This is a genomic window from Paenibacillus sp. MMS18-CY102 (genome assembly GCF_009789195.1).
GTDB lineage: Bacteria > Bacillota > Bacilli > Paenibacillales > Paenibacillaceae > Paenibacillus_T.
This window is the reverse complement of the sequence record NZ_WSTC01000011.1, coordinates 129,586-148,494: the sequence shown is the minus strand read 5'-3', so window position 1 is coordinate 148,494 and position 18,909 is coordinate 129,586. Positions and strand designations below refer to the sequence as shown.

Below are 18,909 nucleotides of genomic sequence, written 5' to 3'. Positions count from 1 at the left end.
ACAAATAAGAAGGCAGACGCGGCGTCTGCCTTCAGATTGTCATACATGTGCCATGGAATCGTCACGCTCTTCTTCCTTCTCCGGATGTAACAATTCATTGCTTTCGGAACCACCTGCTTCATGCAGGAGCTTGCGGAATTGGCTGCCATCCACCGTTTCATTTTGAATCAAAATGCCTAACGCATGCTCGAAAGCGTGCAGCTCCTTCTGAAGCATCGCCTTGGTCTCCTGCAATAACGTATCCAGCATGCCAGTCGCAAGCGACGACAGCTTCTCAGGCGTCAGCATCCCAGGATCAATGATGCCAAGCTCCGTCAATCCGCTCTCTGCCATTGTCCGAACCATGCTAATCGCTTGATCGAAGTCACCACGCGAGCCTGTACTGCGGTTGCCGTAAAAAATTTCCTCAGCCGCAGCTCCGCCTAGCGCAATCTTAATCTGGCCTTCCAAAAACTCCTTCGTGTACAAATACCGTTCACGCTGTGGCTGATGGCGTACATATCCAAGCGCTTGGCCGCGCGGCGACAGCGTCACATTCGCTACACTGCCCGGTGCAACCAGCTCGGCCATAATCGCATGCCCTAGCTCATGCCTTGCAACGCGTTCCCGTTCCTCATGCGTCGTCTCACGGTCCGTCTTCTCGCCCATCATCACTTTGTCGATCGCCATTGTCAGATGAGGGCGGCCAATCGTCTCGCTATGCTCACGCATCGCATAGATCGCAGCTTCGTTCATCACGCTCTCCAGCTGCGCACCAGAGAAACCGAACGTTTCAGCAGCCGTCCGCTCCAGCAATTCCTCCGATTCGACCGGCTTGTTCTTGGCATGAATATGCAGAATATGCAAGCGTCCTTTCACATCCGGCAGCTCAACCCCGATATGGCGGTCAAACCGGCCTGGACGGAGTAGAGCCGGGTCCAGCATCTCTTTACGGTTCGTCGCAGCCATTAACAAAATTCGCGGCGTATCGGATGTATGGATGCCATCCATCTCCGTCAGCAATTGGTTCAGCGTTTGGTCATACTCACGCTGCTGGCCGCCATCACGTTTGCCGCCAATTACGTCAATTTCATCGATAAAAATGACAGCTGCGGATTTTCCAGCTTTCACCGCTTTCTTGCGCGCTTCTTGGAACAAGTCCCTTACACGGCTTGCACCAACGCCGACATACATCTCCACGAACTCACTGCCGGATGCCGCTAAGAAGATCGAATCGGTATACTGTGCAGCAGCTTTCGCTAGCAGTGTCTTGCCTGTTCCTGGAGGGCCAGTCAGCAAAATGCCTTTCATCGGGCGAATGCCCAAACGTGCGATTTCTTCTTTTTTAACGAGAAAATCCAACGCTTCAACTAACTCGCGCTTTGCACGTTCCTGCCCGCCGATCTGCTCGAACGAGAGAAGCTCTGTACGCATTGGCGCTTTCGCTCGCGAACCACGCGATGAAGCGGCCAACGGACCTTGGCCTTTCATCCGTGCAGTATAAATAAGCCCGGCAACAATGCCAAGCACGAGAAACAGCGGCAACACATTAATGCCTCGATATAACAGAAAAGCAAATAATGAAACCGTGACGCCTAATCCAATTTCCCATTTATAGTTTTGCAGCATCGTTCCACACCTCCAGCATTGCCGGCGTGCGCGGCAGAATGACGTACTTAACAGCTCCTTCATAACGAAGCGTCACATACACATTCGTTTCGTCCATCTCTGAATTAACCGTCATTCCTTGATGGCCGGCTGCCAGCTTTTGCAGTGCAACCGGGATATCTGAATACGACTTCGTTTCCATCGCTTGCGCAACATCGAACAATACGGTCGACCATAATTTGTCTAACGTCTCGTTCGATTGAACGCCTTCAACCTCAAGCTTCAGCTTACGTCCATCAAGGACGGACGCGCCGTCCGTCGTTAATCGATTATAAATCGTGCGCAAATCCGCATGGTCCGTCAGCTTTAACGCAATCTTAACCGTTCCGTTCTCAATCGTGGAGGAAGATGATTGGACTTCTGGGAGTCCACTCACTGCCTTCGACAACGGATCCTTCACAGCAAATTTATCATAGGTGAACCAGCCTCCGAACAACAATCCAGCGCATACCGCTACTGACACAACTGCAGGTATCCAACGAATTCTCATTGTTAGCAATCCCCCTCATCGTTGATTTCATTCAAACCATTGCATTCCCTTTATTGTAAAAGCAGCAACTTCACTCGCTTAGCTTGCCCTCTATCGAAATGTGTTGCTCAATTGCTATACGAAGAGTATATCACAGTTGATATACGAATTAGCGGTGTAATAAAAGGAAACGCCGCCAGTAGCTCTGGCGGCGTTCGTCCTTGCAATATTATTACTTATCTATTGGGCTAACTCTGTCGCTGGCAGCCTGTACATATCGATAAATGTCCCATTCTCGAAATTATAGAAGGCATACGCATACTTCCGCTGGCCACTCTCAACTCGCGAGTAATACACTTCCCATACATGCTGACCCTTCATGATGCCCGGGCGAATATGAGTAATGCTAGCATCTGGCTTGCTTTGCAGCACAGCAGCACGAATCTGTTCTTTGGTGAAGCCGTCTGCCGCTCGAACCGTATCGACAGCATTGTCACGAAGCCAAACGTAAGCAAGCTGGCCATCCTCTGTTTTTCCTTGGACGACCCATGCTGTTTCATCCCATACATATTTGTCGGCTTCATCCACTTCAATTAAGTTCGCAACAGCAGCCGCTCGCTTCTCCGCATTCGATTCAGCAGCCCATTCGTCTGAGAATACATTGCGGTACCACACATTCGCAGCAACGAGTATAGCAAGGAATAGCATGATCGATAGCGCGACCCAACGCTTGGTTGTCATCACTGGAGGCCGTTTTTTTCGAGTAGCGCGCATGGGAATTACAGCAGCCTTTCGAATGCAGCCTGCGCTTCATGAAGAATACGTTCTTCATCCAGCGTCAAGCATTCGCCGTTCCGTACGGTTTGCTTGCCATCAATCCAAACATGGCGCACATCGCTGCCCGAGCCCGAATAGACGAGATGCGATACGATATCCGTAAGCGGGAAGTATTGCGGACGGTTCAAATCAAGCGCGATGATGTCGGCTTTCTTGCCAACCTCCAAGCTGCCAATCGACTTCTCCTGCCAGATCCCTTTGGCACCATAGATCGTGCCCAGCTTCAACGCTTCCAATGCAGGCACAGCCGTCGGGTCTCCTGACACGCCTTTATGAATGAGTCCCGCAAGGCGGATTTCATCAAATAGGCTCAGGTTGTTATTGCTCGCTGCGCCGTCCGTTCCAAGCGATACGGTGACGCCCGCACGCAGCAGGTCAGGCACGCGAGCTACGCCGCTTGCCAGCTTCAAGTTGCTTGCCGCATTATGCGAAACACCGACGCCACGAGCTGCGAGCAGCTCGATTTCCTCATCCGTCAAATGAACCGCATGCGCGAGCAGCGTAGGGCGTGCGAACATGCCCAGCTTGTCGAGATGCTCGACAGGGCGTACACCATAATCCCGAACATTTTGCTCCACTTCGGCTGCCGTCTCCGACATATGCGTATGCATCGGAACATTCAGGTCATGCGACGCTTGAACGAAACGTTCGATGAAGGCTGGCGGGCAAGTATATGGCGCATGCGGCGCGAGCATCGTCGTAATGCGGCCATCTGCTTTGCCATTCCAATCACGTGCGAAGTCTACAGCTTCTTTGAATTTCGCATCCAATTCTTCTGGCGAACCGAAGCCAATTGCACCGCGAGTCAATACGCCGCGCAAGCCCGATTTTTCAACCACGCCAGCGATAATGTCCATTCGATCGTACATATCAACGAATGCTGTCGTGCCTGTTTTGAGCATTTCTAGCTGTGCCAGCGATGTGCCCCAACGAGCCGATTGGTCGTCAAATTTAGCTTCAAGCGGCCAAATTTTGTCCTGCAGCCATGTTTGCAGCACCATATCATCTGCGAAACCACGAAGCAGCGTCATTGGCGTGTGGCCATGCGTATTAATAAGGCCAGGCATGAAGACGAGGCCTTTGCCGTCGATCACTTCAACGCCTTCCGTTAGCTGAGGCTCTTGTTCCCCTATGTATGCAATCGAATCTCCTTTTACATGCAAATATCCGCGTACAACTGGCTGTGTATCGTCCATTGTGACGAACAACCCGTTCTTAATAATCCATTCACTCATCGCGCTCCAACCTCTCGTTTTCAATATAATAAGCTAGGCTTAGCAATTCTGTCGTAAAATTCGCATGATGAATGCGCACCTCATCGGGCACTTTAAGTATAGCAGGCGCAAAGTTCAAAATCCCGTCGACTCCTGCAGAAACTAATTCATTCGCAACATTTTGCGCTTCGGATGCAGGAACCGTTATAATGCCGATCCGAATGCGTTGGGCACGAATCTGCTCAGATAATGCTTCCATCGGCTGTACGGTCAACCCATTGATGGTCGAACCGATCTTGTTAGGGTTGGCGTCGAAGACGGCTGTAATTTGGACATCATCTTTAATATAAGTATTATAATTGCAAAGCGCATGTCCCAAATTGCCTGCCCCAATCAAAGCTGCATAATGCGTTTTATCCAGATTCAAAATTTGCCTAATCTTCTCGATGAGATAATCCACATCGTATCCAATCCCTTTGCGGCCGAATTCGCCGAAATAGGCTAAATCCTTGCGAATCTGGGCGGGATTCAAATTCAGCTTCCGTCCGAGCTCCTGCGAGGAGACGGTATGCACCTCCCGCATTGTAAGCTCATTCAGCACTTGCAAATAAACCGGAAGCCGCCTTACGACTGCTTCCGATATTTTGAGCTGCTTCATTCTTTCGCACCTTCCCGTCCATTATCCAACCATCCTCGCATACGCGGTACAATCTGCTCAAGATGCATGTGTTCAATTTTGGGTCCCGGAAGCGAGTACAAGAAATATTTGCCATAATACGTTTCTAACACACGCGTGTCGTAAATGAGCACAATGCCACGATCCTTCGTGGATCGAACAAGCCGCCCAAAGCCTTGCTTGAACCGAATGACAGCTTGCGGAATCGACAGCTTCATGAATGGGTTCTGCTTCTGTGCAAGCAGCAGCTCCGACTTCGCTTCAACTAGCGGATGATTCGGCGGCTGAAAAGGCAAGCGCACGATCGCCAAGCAAGTCAGCGCATCTCCAGGAATGTCTACCCCTTCCCAGAAACTGCTCGTACCGAGCAAAACTGATGCTGGCTGCTGCTGGAAACGGCGTGTCAGCTTGCTGCGGTTGCCGCTGTCGATGCCCTGGCCGAGCACTTGAATCTGATGCAGTTCCAACGCTTCCTTCAACGGCTCGTAAACCATGCGCAGCATGCGATAGGAAGTGAACAGAACCAGCATCCGTCCGCCGATTTCCACTGCTGAATCAGTCAGCGATTTCACTAACATATCAACGAACGGCTGCTCGGTTACTGCACCTTTAAGTGTCGGGAAATTGCGCGGGATAATAACGAGCGCCTGCTCCCTATAATTAAAGGGTGATGGAAGCAGAACCGTCGTAAGCCTTCCCGATTCCTCCATCCCAGCCAATCCGAGCTGTTCGCTCGCATATTGGAACGATTTTTGGACCGATAAAGTTGCGGATGTCAGAATGACGCTCTTCTTCGCTTCGAATAAATGCGTCCGAAGCTGCTCGCTGACATCTGCTGGCACAGCATAGAGATGGATGGACTTCGCTTTGAACTGTGTCGTCGCTTCAATCCAATAAACCGTGTCAGATTTATCTGCTCGTACGAAGGTGCGCATATCGTCCCGGACACGGGCCAAATCTTTGACTGCTCCATTCAAGTCTGTAATTAGATTCACAATCACGGTCTCGTCAATTTTCTCTTTAATATCGCCCAGTGTTTTCTCTAATGTACGAGCTGCCTTATTAAGATCAGCATACACATTGTTCTCAAGATCGGCAATCGTTGCCCATCCCGTCGGGTGCTCCTTCGGTCTAATGCGGAACACGGATTGGCCCGACTCAATTTGTGAAGTTTCTGATCCCGAAGTCCCCATTAACGCATACATCAGCTCGAACAGCTTATCCCAGTCTTCACGTATGCTGCTCAAGGACTTGCCCGCTTCATCAATGATCTCGATCCACGCAGGGATACCGGATTCAGATTCTCCATGCAGCAGAGCGACAAGCTGGCTTAGCAGCCCCCCGCCACGGTTATCTTTCACCAATCGGTTAAAGGGATGAACGAATGAGAAATATGATAACTGCAAGCCCAGATGCTTGCCTGCTACTTCTTCGAGATGATGCGCCTCGTCTACGACCAACTGCTCGTACGTAGGCAGCAAACGATGCTCAGCTTGGATATCTGTGAACACAAGGGAATGGTTCGTAATGACGATATCCGCTACATTCGCTTCATGCTTGGCACGGTGATAGAAACAACGGCGGAACCAAGGGCATGCACGGTTGAGGCAAGAATCCGCATCGCTTGCAACCGTCTCCCAAAATTCCGAACCTTTGTTGCCGAAGTTAAGCTCTTCCTGATCGCCAGTCCCTGTCTCGCCAAGCCAAATGATCATCTGGGCAGCTGTCATTAAATCCTCATTAGGCGAAACGTATTCCCGCATCCGAACCTTATTATCGAATTTGCGAAGGCAGATATAATTGCCTCTACCCTTAAATACGGCCGCACGAAACGGAAAAGGCGACACCTCATGCAGCAATGGAATATCCCGCTGCCGCAGCTGTTCTTGCAAGTTAATCGTATGCGTGCTGACTACGATCTTCTTCTGCTCCTTAGCGCCGTAAAATAACGAAGGCAACAGGTACCCAAGCGACTTGCCTGTCCCTGTCCCTGCTTCAATAAGCAAATGGCGTTCATGATCCAGCGCTTGATGCACTTCATCGAACATGATGGATTGCGCTTCGCGTTCTTCGTAATCGGGCATCATGGCACGAAACCGGTCCCGAACCCCATCCATGAACTGCTCGAAGGACATGCTGCCCAAGGCTTCAATATCTTCATCGGTTCGAACGGCGCCAAGATCTGCCCAATCGCCAGCTTTCATCGCTAATTGGTTAAAGTAAACATGAGCTTGCGTATCCAGCGATGTCGACTGCTCTTTGGCCTGCAACGTAAGCTGGATTAACCAGCTCAAATCATCATAGCCATTAAACAGCTCACCAAGCCTTTGTAAACTGAGCAGCGGCAAATCCCGCAGCTTGTGCACGCAATGGGCGAACAGCATCGCGGTCGCTTCTGCATCGCTATCCGCTTGGTGCTTGCGTTCATGAGCGATCCCAAACGCCTCAGAAACCGCACTTAGCTGATAGGAGGATAACGTTGGGTAAAGCATCCGCAGCAGGTCGATCGTGTCTAAGCGGCGGCCTGTGAACGGGCTATAGCCGCAGCGATCTAGCGCACGGTTTAGAAAATGGGCATCAAACCCGACATTGTGCGCGACAAGCACGGCATCGCCTAGCAATTTAACGACATCCGTCAGCACGTCTTCAACCGAAGGGGCGTCTGATACCATTTCATTCGTAATGCCCGTGAGCTGTGTGATAAAAGGCGGTATATCTATCGCCGGTCGCACGAAGGAGCTGAACGTATCGGTTACGTTCAGCTCCTCGTCCAGCATGACGATTCCTATCTGTATCATTTCATCTTCGGCCTGATGACCGGTCGTTTCCAAATCGAGTACAGCAAATTTCATCCGGCTTCCGATCCTCTCCTAACGGATCAGCTCCGTGCTTCCAAACCGGAGCGAAAGCTGACCGTTCCTTTCCTTACAGCACTTCAGGTTCATAAGCGAATCCGCGAAGCTGGGATCTGCATCATGTGCTTTCAAAAAATAGTGCTCCGCGAGCTCCAAATTCATGCCTACTGCCTGAATACACCCGAGAGCATTATAACCGATTGCTCGCCATTTGGCGTAATTCGTGAGTGAAATTAATATTTGGAAATGCCGCTGCGCCTCGTTCCATTGTTGGAGATGCATATGCGTCATCGCCAAAAACATGCGGGCTAACTGGCAATCCGGCGCCATGGAGATCGCTTGTTCAAGCTCGGTTGCCGCGTGTTTGAACATGTGAAGCTTGAAGTAGCCTTGCCCTTTGGAAATCTGGATAGCAACCTCTGTGGATAAGCTCCATTCCTCTTGCCCGTCATTTGATGGCGGAGGAGCCCCAGCCGATTGCGTAGCCGCTGCCGCAGCGGCCGTTTCTTTGCTGGCTGCATGGCGCTCTGGCGCACTTGCTGCTTTCGCTGCCGCGTTAGCATTAAGAGACGGGGAAGCCGCCGGTTTGGACTGATCCAAAAAATCCGCCAGCTTCTCCTCAAACAACAGCCACTGCTCCACAATCGTGTCGCTCATTTCCTTCAATGTGTCGAGCTGGCGATCGAGATGGTCACGCCCATTACCGGTTGCTCTTGGATACAAGCGCCTGATTTCGTCCAACTTGTCGTTCATCGTCGCGAACAGATGCGCAAACATGGCTGCACCCGCCTTTACGTAAGAATGAGTGTAGAACGATGCCGGCCTTTCATAATGAATGATGCCTTGTTACTGGCCGGTGTATTGCTCATTCTTTGTTTAAGGGGGCTATTTCATACGGCATTCCAGCCTTTATACAATGCTGGGATGAGCTCGCCGCTTCCGTTAGATGATGACGGAGTGCAATTCTTCTGTCAATGACTCCAAAGGACGGTTATTCTCATCCAGGATGACAACTCTAGGCTTGTAGCTGCGCGCCTCTTCTTCTGTCATCGCAGCATAGGAGATAATGATGACTTGGTCGCCAGGCTGTACTTGGCGGGCAGCTGCTCCGTTCAAGCAAATAACGCCAGACCCTCTTGGGCCTTTGATGACATAGGTTTCAAAACGGGCGCCATTGTTATTGTTCACAATTTGGACCTTCTCATTGGCCCAAATATCCGCCGCATCCATCAAGTCCTCATCAATTGTTATGCTGCCAACATAATGGAGATTAGCTTCCGTTACAGTCGCTCTGTGCAGTTTTGATTTCATCATCGTTCTAAACATAGGCTTTTACCTCCGCAAATCGCAATATCCGATTATCGATCAGTCTCGTACGCCCGAATCGTACGGCAAGCGCCAGCAGCAGTTCGCCATCGATCGCTGACAGCAGTTGGTTCGGTTCTAGCGCCGTCAAATTCGGGAAAGCTAGCAGTTCCACGTAATCGATATCTGCAATCGGAGATTGCTTAATTGTATCGCATACTTGTTCTTGCAGTTCACCGGCCGTCATGCCGGCTTTTCCGGCTGCTGCAGCTGCTTCAGCAAGCGACCGGGACAGGACAACCGCTTGGGCACGCTCCTCTGCGCTCAAATACACATTGCGCGAGCTGAGCGCCAGTCCATCAGGCTCCCGAACGATCGGGCACGGCACGATTTCGATTGGAAAATCGAGATCCAGCACCATTCGTTGAATAACGGCAACCTGCTGGGCATCCTTCATGCCAAAGTAAGCACGCTGTGGCTGCACAATATGGAACAGCTTCGAAACGACCGCGCCGACACCATCAAAATGGCCTGGACGGGAAGCGCCGCAAAGCCTGTCTGTCACGATATCAACCGTAATGCGAGTCAGCATCTTCGAAGGATACATCTCGTCGACAGATGGCATAAATACGTAATCTGCGCCACTTGCTTGTGCAAGCGCCAAATCGCGCTGCTCATCCCGCGGATATCGGTCAAAGTCCTCATTAGGGCCAAATTGCAGCGGATTAACGAAAATGCTTAGTACGGTCGTATCGCACTCCTGTACGGACTGGCGGATGAGGCTTGCGTGGCCTTCATGCAAAAAACCCATCGTTGGCACGAAGCCTACTTTACGGTCAGGCTGCTGCACGCGCAGCTTATGGAGTGCATCCTGCAGCTCTTGTTTCGTTCGGCAAATGATCATAGCGTCGACCGCCCTTCTGCATCCGGTTGCTTCGTTCCTGCGGCCTGCTGTTGCTGTTGCTGCTGTTGTTGTTGTTGTTGCTGTTGCTGTTGAGCACCTGTGTTGCCAGATGCGGTTGAAGACCCATAGAGATGCGACAGCACCGCAGTCCCGGGCTCCATCGGAAATGCGTGCTTCTGTTCTGGGAATGCGCCTGATTTAACATCCTGCACATAAGCGCCGATTGCCCCACGAATCGTGGTTCCTATATCAGCATAAGTTTTAACGAATCGTTTCTCCCGATAAGGAGAAGCGTACTGCAATATATCATGATAAACGAGCACTTGGCCATCGCAGCCTCGACCAGCGCCGATGCCGATAACTGGAATGGAGATGGCCGAGCGAATCGCTTCTGCAATCGGCTCTGTTACCAGCTCCAAGACTAGCGCGAACGCGCCTGCCGCTTCGAGCGCTTTCGCATCCCGCAGCAACGCTTCGGCTTCCTGCTCTAATTTCCCTTGTATGCGATATCCGCCTAATTGATGGATCGATTGCGGCGTCAAGCCCAGATGGCCCATTACCGGAATGCCAGCGCGTACGCAAGCCTCCACTTCATCGGCGATATCAGAACCGCCCTCCAGCTTAATCGCATTAGCTAGCCCCTCTTGCAGCAAGCGTGCTGCATTGCGCAGCGTATGCTCCTTGCCAACCCGATAAGTCATAAATGGCATGTCTGCCACGACGAATGTATTAGGGGCTCCGCGCCGAACCGCTTTGGTATGGTAAACCATGTCATCCAGCGTAACTGGCACTGTCGTATCGTAGCCGAGCACGACGTTGCCTAGCGAGTCTCCAACTAGGATGACATCAATGCCCGCTTCCTCTGCAAGCTTAGCCGATGGATAATCGTACGCCGTCAACACGGAGATTGGATTCCGCTCTTGCTTCATCTTCTTAAGCTTCGTAATGGTCAATGGCCGATTCATACTGCTTCATCCCCTTTAAAGTATAGGATAAACACAAAAAAACCTTTTAGCCGCGCTAAAAAGGTCCCTAACGATAAAGGAACGCCAAACTCATCGCTTCCTTCTGTCTCGGTCCCTAACGGCTCAGAGCAGAGTTGCGCACGTGTCATAGTAACCCTCTTCCGTGCTTAAGAATGAATTCATGCAATGATGCCTTGCAAAGTGCGATTCCTTAAATTTGGATATCGCCTCGCGTGCCATCATTATACCAAAAAAAATGGATGGCGTAAATTTAGGAATTCGCCCGCATGCTGGCGAATTTCGCAGCTGCGTTGGCTCATTCTTTCATCTCGCCATCCATTGAACTTATATAGGTGAAAAATGTTAACCTGTGCTGCTGTCTCGATCCCATAGGAGGAGAATCTACTGCGTTGGCGGCGACGGTTGTCCCATCTCGCCCGAGAAGACAAGGCGAAGCTCTCCTGAAGGAAGCTGCAATTCAAGGGCGCCGCTCTCATGCAGCCCCATGGCCTTGCCAGAGAGCTGCCCTTGTGGCGTGTGAATGGTCACATCTTGATGCAATGTAACCGCGAGCGCCTCCCAGAGCGTTTGAATCGCGCCGAATCCATCCTTTAAGTACAAATCATACAGCTGTTCCCATTCCAGAAGGAAATCAGCAATGACCTGCTCACGCGAAAACTTCCGTCCCGCTTGAATTGACAAAGAAGTCGCGCGTTCCAGCAGCTCCTCTGGATAATCGGAAATGTCCAAATTCACGCTAATGCCTGTCCCTGCTACGACATATTTGATCCTTTCGTCTTCAGCCGCAGACTCAAGCAAAATGCCGCTAATCTTCTTGCCGTTAATAAGCAGGTCGTTAGGCCATTTAATACCGATTTCAAGGCCTGTCGTCTTGCGCAAGCTGCGGCATAAAGCTACCGCAGTCAGCAGCGTAAGCTGTGGAGCGAAATGGATCGGCGTGCTCGGACGCATAATGAGGCTCATCCATATGCCTTTGGTATAGGGCGACACCCAGCTGCGTCCCATGCGCCCGCGGCCACCGAGCTGCTGCTCCGCGATCACGATTGCCCCTTCAGGCGCTCCATCTTCCGCCCATCGCTGTGCCTCATTCTGTGTTGAGTCGACGACATCAAGCAAGCGAAGCGCACGGCCAAACCGGTTCGTCTGCAGCAGCTCTGACAACTTGTCCAGCGACAGGTTATCTGGCTTGGAGACGAGCCTGTACCCCAGCTTGCGCGAAGCTTCGATCACATAGCCCCGTTCTTCAAGCTTGCGGATCTGCTTCCAGACGGCTGTCCGGCTCACGTTCATCGCCTTGCTAATCGTCTCGCCCGATAAATAGTTGCCTTGCTCCTGCTCCAGCAGTTCAAGAAGTGTATGGTCCATCGTTCATCCGATCCTCTTCCATGAATTCAGCAAGCGCGAGGAGCGCCTCCCGTTCGTTCGGCGTCTCGCGCAATGCGACGGAACGCAGTAGCCCATTAAGCAGCGCCCCTGTGCGCGGTCCCGGCTTGAGGCCCAGATGCGAGCAAAGGATGTTGCCATTAACTGCAAGCTCCCGTATGGCAGTACACGGCATGCCCGCAAGCTGCGCCGCTAATGCATCAAGCGCAGCTTCCGACAACGGCAGGCCGCCAATCTGCGCGCCTGAAGCGGCAAACTCGCGCGTGATGCGCAGCCACGCGCTTGCCGTTTCGACGCCGGCGGCTAGCACGGCGTCTACCCATGCGGCAGCGGCGGCTGGCGTAGCAGCCGCGCCGCTTGATGCGGCGAGCGGTGCGGCCGCATCATGCAGCTTGACGGCCGAGCGGGCCGACGCGATGCGGCGGCCCGGGAAGCGCAGGCGCTGTAGCGTCTCCTCTGCGTCTTCCGGCGATAGCCGGAGCGCGAGGAAGACGGCCGCCCAGCGGTCGTCCTTGCCCTGCAGGCGTGCCAGCGCCGATGAGAGCGGCGGCACGCCGCCAGCGCCGCCGGCGCCCCGCCCGCTGCGAAGCGCGGGGCGTTGGCGGGAGCCGCAGCCCGGCTGGGCGAAGCCAGCGGGCAGCGGTTCTTTGGCGCGAGCGAGCAAGCCGCTGGCGGCGAGCAGCGCGGCGGCGCGATGGGGACCAGCGCCGCCGATCATTTTATCCAGCTCTGCACCGATCCGCTCCATCGCTACATGCTGCAGCAGCTCACGATTGCGCAGCAAGGCACGCCATGCGCTGGGCGCGATGGCGTACCCGAACGTCGATGCGAATCGCACCGCCCGAACCATCCGAAGCGCATCCTCACTGAAGCGTTCATCCGCATCGCCGACGCATCGAATGATTCCAGCATGCAAATCGCTTAGCCCGCCGTACAAATCGACCAACGTACCGTCCGCCCGCAATGCCATCGCATTGATGGTAAAATCCCGCCGGAGCAAGTCGCCTTCCAGCTCTGCAATAAATGCGACGCCAGCCGGCCTGCGATGGTCTTCGTACTCTGCTTCAGAACGGTACGTAGTAACCTCATATGTTCGTTCATTCACAATGACCGTAACGGTGCCATGCTGCAAGCCTGTCGGCACGGTGCGGTCGAACAGGACCATCACGGCGTCAGGTGTCGCCGAGGTGGCAATATCAACATCTGTAATCGGTCGCCCTGCAATAACATCCCTTACACAGCCTCCGACAAAAACAGCCTCGAAACCTGCATTTTCAAGTTTTTGCAAAACAGGAAGCGCCGCTTCCATTTCCTCATCCCAATACGGCTTCTGAGCATTCATAAAACCCTCTATTCCGAGCAAACGGGAATTGGAATGTCCGCTTCGATGCCTAACGTCCGGTAGTAGATGCGCTCATACTCCGCCGTAATTCGATCGTTGCAGAACTTGGATTGCGCCCGGCGAATACAAGCATCTCGGAATTGCTTAAACAGCTTATCATCGGACAGCAACCGTACAGCGTTCGCAGCCATCGACTCGGTATCGCCAATTGCGGACAAATATCCGGTCTCGCCATGCGAAACAAGCTCAGGAATCCCGCCAGCGAGCGAGCCAATGGTTGGGACACCGCAAGCCATTGCTTCTAATGCGACTAGGCCGAAGCTTTCCTTCTCTGATGGAAGCAGCATCAGGTCTGCAATAGAGATAAGCTGGGCGACATCATCCTGTTTGCCTAAGAAATGAACCCGATCATCAAGCCCAAGCTGATTAATACGGAACTGTGCTTTAATGAGCTCAGGACCCTCCCCAACCAATAACAGCTTCGCAGGCATCACATCCGCCACTCGCGCGAACGTATCGATGACATCGCTAATCCTTTTGACCGGCCGGAAGTTCGAAATATGCATGAGCAGCTTCTCGCCCTTCGGTGCATAATCCGATTTCAGCGACTGGCACTCGCGCGGATAATAGATTCTTTTATCGACAAAGTTATACGTTAAATCAATTGGGTTCGCAATATCCAGCAAATCTCGCGTTTCCCGAATGAGGTCCGCCGATACCGCTGTAACCGCATCGCTTGTATTAATGCCTAACCGAATCAGGTCCTTCAACGACTCATCCTGCGCCAATACCGTAATATCAGTGCCATGCAGCGTCGTCACGGTTTTGAGCCGGTCGCCTACCATTTGTTTGGCCAGATGGGCACAAATCGCGTGAGGTACCGCATAATGCACATGAAGAAGATCCAGATCCTGCATTTGCACAACCTGAGCCATCTTGCTCGCCAATGCTAAATCATACGGCGGGTAACGGAATACATAGTAGTCGTTGACCTCAACCTCATGGTAATAAATATTTTTATGAAATTTGCCCAACCGGAATGGAATGCTATGCGTAATAAAATGAATCTCATGGCCTTTCTCGGCTAACAGTTTGCCAAGCTCGGTCGCAACAACGCCTGAGCCGCCCAAAGACGGATAACATGTAATTCCGATTTTTAATTTTCTCGTCACGATTCGCAACCCCTAGGAAATGCGTAATTGGTATCTATCGTATGCCGTTCATGGCAACGCCATTCTTCCCTTTTGCCGTGCCAGCTTGTTCAAAACAAGTCCACCGTATGCGGTTTCTTGGCCGTAAACCCTTCCCCGTACGTCCAACCGCGCGCTGTGCCAAGAAGGCGGTCCCTTGCTTCCACATTATCGACATAACGTCCTGTAAGCGGCGTAACGACGCGGTCTTCGCCTTGTGACACTGCTTCGAATTGGGAGCGGTATGCCCGCAGCGACGCGAGCTTCTGCTCATACACATCCGAAACGTTAACAGCTAGTCGTACATCCTCTACGTCATTAATATAATAAAACAGAAGCTGTTCAACTTGAACTGCCGGAAGCTCCGGCATGTAACGGCGAAGCTTCGCATTAAACACTGCTTCCTCTACAAGCGCACTGCACCGATTATGGTCCGGGTGGCGGTCATTCCAGTATGGCGCAAACACGATTCGTGGGCGATAGCGCCTAATTTCTGCCGTAATCGCCTCCACATGCCCTTCTGCGCCAAGCCCTCGGTCCGGCAAAGCCAGATTCGTGCGTACCGATAGACCAAGCACCGCAGAGGCTTCGGCAGCTTCCTGCCGGCGCAGCTCTACGGTGCCATTGGAGGACATCTCAGCTTCCGTCAAATCGCAGAGACCGACACGTTGCCCAGCCATTACATGCTTGGCAATCGTGCCGCCCATTCCGATTTCGGCGTCATCTGGATGCGCGCCGAAAATCAAAATATCAAGCTTCTCTGCGATAAAAGATTGTTCGTTAGTCATTCTCTACACCTGGTTTATACTTATGTACAAGCTCACGCCAAGCAAAATCGCCGCGTTCGACCGCTTTAACAAGCAGCTCCGCTGTTGCGATGTTCGTTGCAACCGGTATCCCTTGCACGTCGCAAAGGCGAAGCAAGGCGATGATGTCCGGCTCGTGAGGCTGCGCCATCAATGGATCGCGGAGGAAAATGATAAAGTCCATAATATTTTCCGCTACAAGTGCACCGATCTGTTGGTCGCCGCCAAGCGGGCCCGACATGAAACGATGGATTTGCAATGACGTGTTTTCCATAATGCGCAATCCTGTCGTTCCGGTCGAGTACAGCTGATGAGGCGTGAAGACATGCTCGTAAGCCGTAACAAAATTAACGATTTCCTCTTTTTTACGATCGTGGGCAATAAAAGCTATATGTAACATGGAAGTTAGTCCCCTCTCCGCTCTGTTGTAACCTGGATCATCCGATACACCTTGCTATCGGAAATTTAATCCATAATGTGCTCAAAGCCATAAATCATGCCTTCATAGGTCATGACTTTACGGATAGCTACTGCAACGCCTGGCATGTAGCCAGCGCGGTCGTAAGAATCGTGGCGGATTTTGAGCGATTGCCCGAATGCCCCGAATACGACCTCTTGCTGCGCAAATACGCCTGGCAGCCTTACGCTATGGATACGGAAGCCGTCATAATAGCCGCCGCGCGAGCCTTCGATCGTTTCTTCTTCATGCGGATTGCCTTGGCGCATCTCACCGCGCACTTGAGAGATAAGCTCCGCTGTCTTGATCGATGTGCCAGACGGTGCATCCAGCTTCTGGTCGCCATGATATTCAATAATTTCGAGATGCGGAAAATATTTGGACGCTTGCGCTGCGAATTGCATCATCAAGATTGCGCCAATCGAGAAATTCGGTGCGATAAGCCCACCGATTCCCCGCTCTTTGCACAGCCTGTCCAGCTCTGCAATTTGCTCTGGCGTAAGGCCCGTTGCGCCGATTACAGGACGAACACCCCGCGTAATCGCGGCAACTGCGTTGTCATAGACCACTTGCGGTACCGAGAAATCAACAACGACGTCGACGGGACCGCTATCTAACGCTTCTTCCAGTGTAGAGCTAAACGTAACGCCGCTCACTGGCTTTCCTACAAACGTTCCGGCGTCCACCGGACCAGCTGATCTGGCAGACGCCGCAGCCAATTCAAAATCCGCTTCATCGATAACCAATTTAACTACTTCACGGCCCATTCGGCCACTTGCTCCTGCTACTGCTACACGAATCTGTTTCGCCATAATAACAACTCACCTATTCCTTCGTCTTTGTCTTCTCTGCTGCCGATATCGAAGCGCTCTTCTTTTGCGGCTCATATCCGTAAACAGTGTGCGGGCCGAATCGTCGCCAGGATTAAGCCGAATCGCTTCTAACGCGCATCTTACCGCGTCATCCAGCCGGTTCAATAACGCATACGCCTCACCTAACAGGAAAAATCCATCAAAGCTTAATGGGTCAAGCTCTATCGCTTCCTGAAGCGTATGAATGGCACTTGCAGGATCAGGCGGCTGCTGCCCCAAGTCAAAGCGTGCTGACGATACAAGCAAGCTAGCTTGCACAGTACGCAATTGATAGCCATAGGCTTTCTGCTCAGGGTCCAGCTCCACCGCTCGCAATGCGTAATACAATGCGCGATCCAGCTTGCCGCTTCTGCTGTAAGAAATGGAGCATTTATAATAGTACGAGGCATTATCCGGGTCGGCGGCAATCGCCCGCTCAAACCAGCGGATGGCTCCCTCAAAATCGTTGCGCAAGATACATCCGTAAGCCTGCTTGAGGCAATCGTCTCCTTCCATATGCCTACCCTCCTTGTACACAGGAATGGTACAGCATATGTCGCAGGGCATGGCGAGGTTACGGTCAGTCTGCCATTCCTTCCTTGCGAGTCCAACGATTAGCGTCCCGGGTATTAAATTTATGCATGACCTTATCGTGGGCTTGCGTTAGGTCGATGCCTAGCGAATTAGCAAAACAGCTTAAGATGAACAAGCAATCGCCAAGCTCCATCTCTATCGAGTTATCTGCTTCGTCGGGCTTCTTCGGTTTCTCGCCATAATAATGGTTAACTTCCCTGGCGAGTTCTCCGACCTCCTCCGTCATTCGCGCGACAAGCGCTAGAGGGCTGAAATACCCTTCCTTGAATTGCGATATATAGTCATCCACCTCGCGTTGGATGTCTGACAATGATTTTTGCGGCATCTTGTCATTCCTCTCTGATCGACTGTGATGGATATTTCTATATGTTAGCCTAAAGCGGCAGGGAAAACAATGGTTTTCAACGACGGAAAAGTAGCCATACTAACTAGTGTCGTATCCCATCTACGATCATCTTTCCAAAAGGAGGCTTCGCCATGCTCGCTCGTTTATGGCATGTTGCCCGCTCGCTTATTCCCGTCATGGCAGGAACTGCAATTTATGCATTCGGCCTCCACTATTTTGTCATTCCGAACCAACTAATGGAGGGTGGCTTGACCGGCATAGGCGTGCTGCTGAACTATGCGCTTGGCGCACCGCTTTCAATCTCAACGTTAGTGCTGAACATTCCGCTCTTTCTCATCGGGCTTAAGGCACTAGGAAAACAGCAAATGGCCTATACCATTTTCGGCACTGTATCGTTATCCGTGTTTCTAGCGTTAATTGAACGGGCCATCGATAAGGGGTGGCTTATCCCTTTTCAGACATCACAAGATTACATACTAGCTGCTTTATATGCAGGGGTTACGCTTGGCCTTGGCCTTGGAATCGTGTTTCGGTTCGGAGGAACGACAGGCGGGGTCGACATTATCGCGCGTATCCTTGGCAAATGGAAAGGCTGGAGCATGGGGCAGGTCATCTTAGCGCTTGATGTCGTGATCATCGGCATAGCCCTTCTATATATTCCGAAGGAAAAAGTGTTATACACCTTGGTGTCTGTATTCATTGCGTCCAAAATGATTGACTTTATTCAAGAAGGCGCCTACTCTGCAAAAGCCATTTCGATCATTACGAATATGGGTGAAACGATCGCCGGACGCATAACGGAACGAATGGATCGCGGCGTGACGCTTATCCCAGCAATAGGAGCCTACTCAGGCACCCACAAGCATATTGTCTATTGTGTCGTCTATCGCCAAGAAGTGCGTACATTGCGTGCTATCGTAAAGGACATAGACCCTCGTGCATTCGTTGTCATTAATGAAGTGCATGATGTTCTAGGTGAAGGGTTCAAAGAAGATTAACGGCGAGCTTCAGCATGAACAATCGTAATTAGCAATTAAAAAACCGAGC

The 18,909-nt window shown here is 51.9% G+C and carries 19 protein-coding genes; 1 reads left to right on the top strand and 18 read right to left on the bottom strand.

From position 1 onward, the window contains the following. Positions 1–39 precede the first annotated feature (39 nt). From GON22_RS10415 to GON22_RS10330, 18 genes are all read right to left on the bottom strand, one after another. The gene (locus tag GON22_RS10415; protein ID WP_160396029.1) at positions 40–1,608 is read right to left on the bottom strand and encodes an AAA family ATPase; all 1,569 of its coding nucleotides are present in this window, start codon (positions 1,606–1,608) and stop codon (positions 40–42) included. Further along, the gene (locus GON22_RS10410; RefSeq protein ID WP_160396028.1) at positions 1,592–2,137 is read right to left on the bottom strand and encodes a hypothetical protein; all 546 of its coding nucleotides are present in this window, start codon (positions 2,135–2,137) and stop codon (positions 1,592–1,594) included. Before GON22_RS10410 ends, GON22_RS10415 begins: the two co-directional genes overlap by 17 nt. Positions 2,138–2,356: 219 nt before the next feature. After that, the gene (locus tag GON22_RS10405; protein WP_160396027.1) at positions 2,357–2,857 is read right to left on the bottom strand and encodes a cell wall elongation regulator TseB-like domain-containing protein; all 501 of its coding nucleotides are present in this window, start codon (positions 2,855–2,857) and stop codon (positions 2,357–2,359) included. A gap of 38 nt (positions 2,858–2,895) precedes the next feature. Continuing rightward, the gene (locus GON22_RS10400; RefSeq protein ID WP_160396026.1) at positions 2,896–4,188 is read right to left on the bottom strand and encodes an amidohydrolase; all 1,293 of its coding nucleotides are present in this window, start codon (positions 4,186–4,188) and stop codon (positions 2,896–2,898) included. Next, complete coding sequence (locus tag GON22_RS10395) at positions 4,181–4,825, bottom strand: redox-sensing transcriptional repressor Rex (protein WP_160396025.1); 645 nt, start codon at positions 4,823–4,825, stop codon at positions 4,181–4,183. Before GON22_RS10395 ends, GON22_RS10400 begins: the two co-directional genes overlap by 8 nt. After that, entirely contained in the window at positions 4,822–7,695 is a 2,874-nt protein-coding gene (dinG, locus tag GON22_RS10390) for an ATP-dependent DNA helicase DinG (protein ID WP_160396024.1), read from the bottom strand. Before dinG ends, GON22_RS10395 begins: the two co-directional genes overlap by 4 nt. 18 nt (positions 7,696–7,713) lie before the next feature. Further along, positions 7,714–8,475, bottom strand: coding sequence for a tetratricopeptide repeat protein (locus tag GON22_RS10385; protein WP_160396023.1), 762 nt, complete (start codon positions 8,473–8,475; stop codon positions 7,714–7,716). A gap of 165 nt (positions 8,476–8,640) precedes the next feature. Then, positions 8,641–9,024 carry an aspartate 1-decarboxylase gene (gene panD / locus GON22_RS10380; protein ID WP_160396022.1) on the bottom strand — a complete coding sequence of 128 codons (384 nt, stop codon included), beginning with the start codon at positions 9,022–9,024 and terminating at the stop codon, positions 8,641–8,643. Continuing rightward, positions 9,017–9,907 carry a pantoate--beta-alanine ligase gene (gene panC, locus GON22_RS10375; RefSeq protein WP_160396021.1) on the bottom strand — a complete coding sequence of 297 codons (891 nt, stop codon included), beginning with the start codon at positions 9,905–9,907 and terminating at the stop codon, positions 9,017–9,019. Before panC ends, panD begins: the two co-directional genes overlap by 8 nt. Continuing rightward, positions 9,904–10,872 carry a 3-methyl-2-oxobutanoate hydroxymethyltransferase gene (gene panB / locus GON22_RS10370; protein WP_160396020.1) on the bottom strand — a complete coding sequence of 323 codons (969 nt, stop codon included), beginning with the start codon at positions 10,870–10,872 and terminating at the stop codon, positions 9,904–9,906. Before panB ends, panC begins: the two co-directional genes overlap by 4 nt. Positions 10,873–11,274: 402 nt before the next feature. Next, positions 11,275–12,258 (bottom strand): biotin--[acetyl-CoA-carboxylase] ligase, encoded by a 984-nt coding sequence (locus GON22_RS10365; protein ID WP_160396019.1) that lies wholly within the window; start codon positions 12,256–12,258, stop codon positions 11,275–11,277. Further along, positions 12,239–13,618: a CCA tRNA nucleotidyltransferase gene (locus GON22_RS10360; protein WP_237179098.1), complete on the bottom strand. Its 1,380-nt coding sequence runs from the start codon at positions 13,616–13,618 to the stop codon at positions 12,239–12,241. The genes GON22_RS10365 and GON22_RS10360 overlap by 20 nt, the downstream gene beginning before the upstream one ends. 8 nt (positions 13,619–13,626) lie before the next feature. Then, a complete protein-coding gene (gene bshA, locus GON22_RS10355) occupies positions 13,627–14,790 on the bottom strand; it encodes an N-acetyl-alpha-D-glucosaminyl L-malate synthase BshA (protein WP_160396018.1) in 1,164 nt (387 codons plus the stop codon). An 89-nt stretch (positions 14,791–14,879) separates the two neighbouring features. After that, positions 14,880–15,596, bottom strand: a complete 717-nt coding sequence (gene bshB1, locus GON22_RS10350) for a bacillithiol biosynthesis deacetylase BshB1 (RefSeq protein ID WP_160396017.1) — start codon at positions 15,594–15,596, stop codon at positions 14,880–14,882. After that, a complete protein-coding gene (gene mgsA / locus GON22_RS10345; RefSeq protein WP_160396016.1) occupies positions 15,589–16,014 on the bottom strand; it encodes a methylglyoxal synthase in 426 nt (141 codons plus the stop codon). The genes bshB1 and mgsA overlap by 8 nt, the downstream gene beginning before the upstream one ends. 65 nt (positions 16,015–16,079) lie before the next feature. Beyond that, positions 16,080–16,883: a 4-hydroxy-tetrahydrodipicolinate reductase gene (gene dapB, locus GON22_RS10340; protein WP_160396015.1), complete on the bottom strand. Its 804-nt coding sequence runs from the start codon at positions 16,881–16,883 to the stop codon at positions 16,080–16,082. Positions 16,884–16,892: 9 nt separating this feature from the next. Further along, a complete protein-coding gene (locus GON22_RS10335) occupies positions 16,893–17,438 on the bottom strand; it encodes a tetratricopeptide repeat protein (RefSeq protein WP_160396014.1) in 546 nt (181 codons plus the stop codon). A 64-nt stretch (positions 17,439–17,502) separates the two neighbouring features. Next, entirely contained in the window at positions 17,503–17,841 is a 339-nt protein-coding gene (locus tag GON22_RS10330; RefSeq protein ID WP_160396013.1) for a nucleotide pyrophosphohydrolase, read from the bottom strand. Positions 17,842–17,993: 152 nt separating this feature from the next. Here GON22_RS10330 and GON22_RS10325 point away from each other — a divergent pair, with 152 nt between their 5' ends. Then, entirely contained in the window at positions 17,994–18,860 is an 867-nt protein-coding gene (locus GON22_RS10325) for a YitT family protein (RefSeq protein ID WP_160396012.1), read from the top strand. The last annotated feature ends 49 nt before the right edge of the window (positions 18,861–18,909 follow it).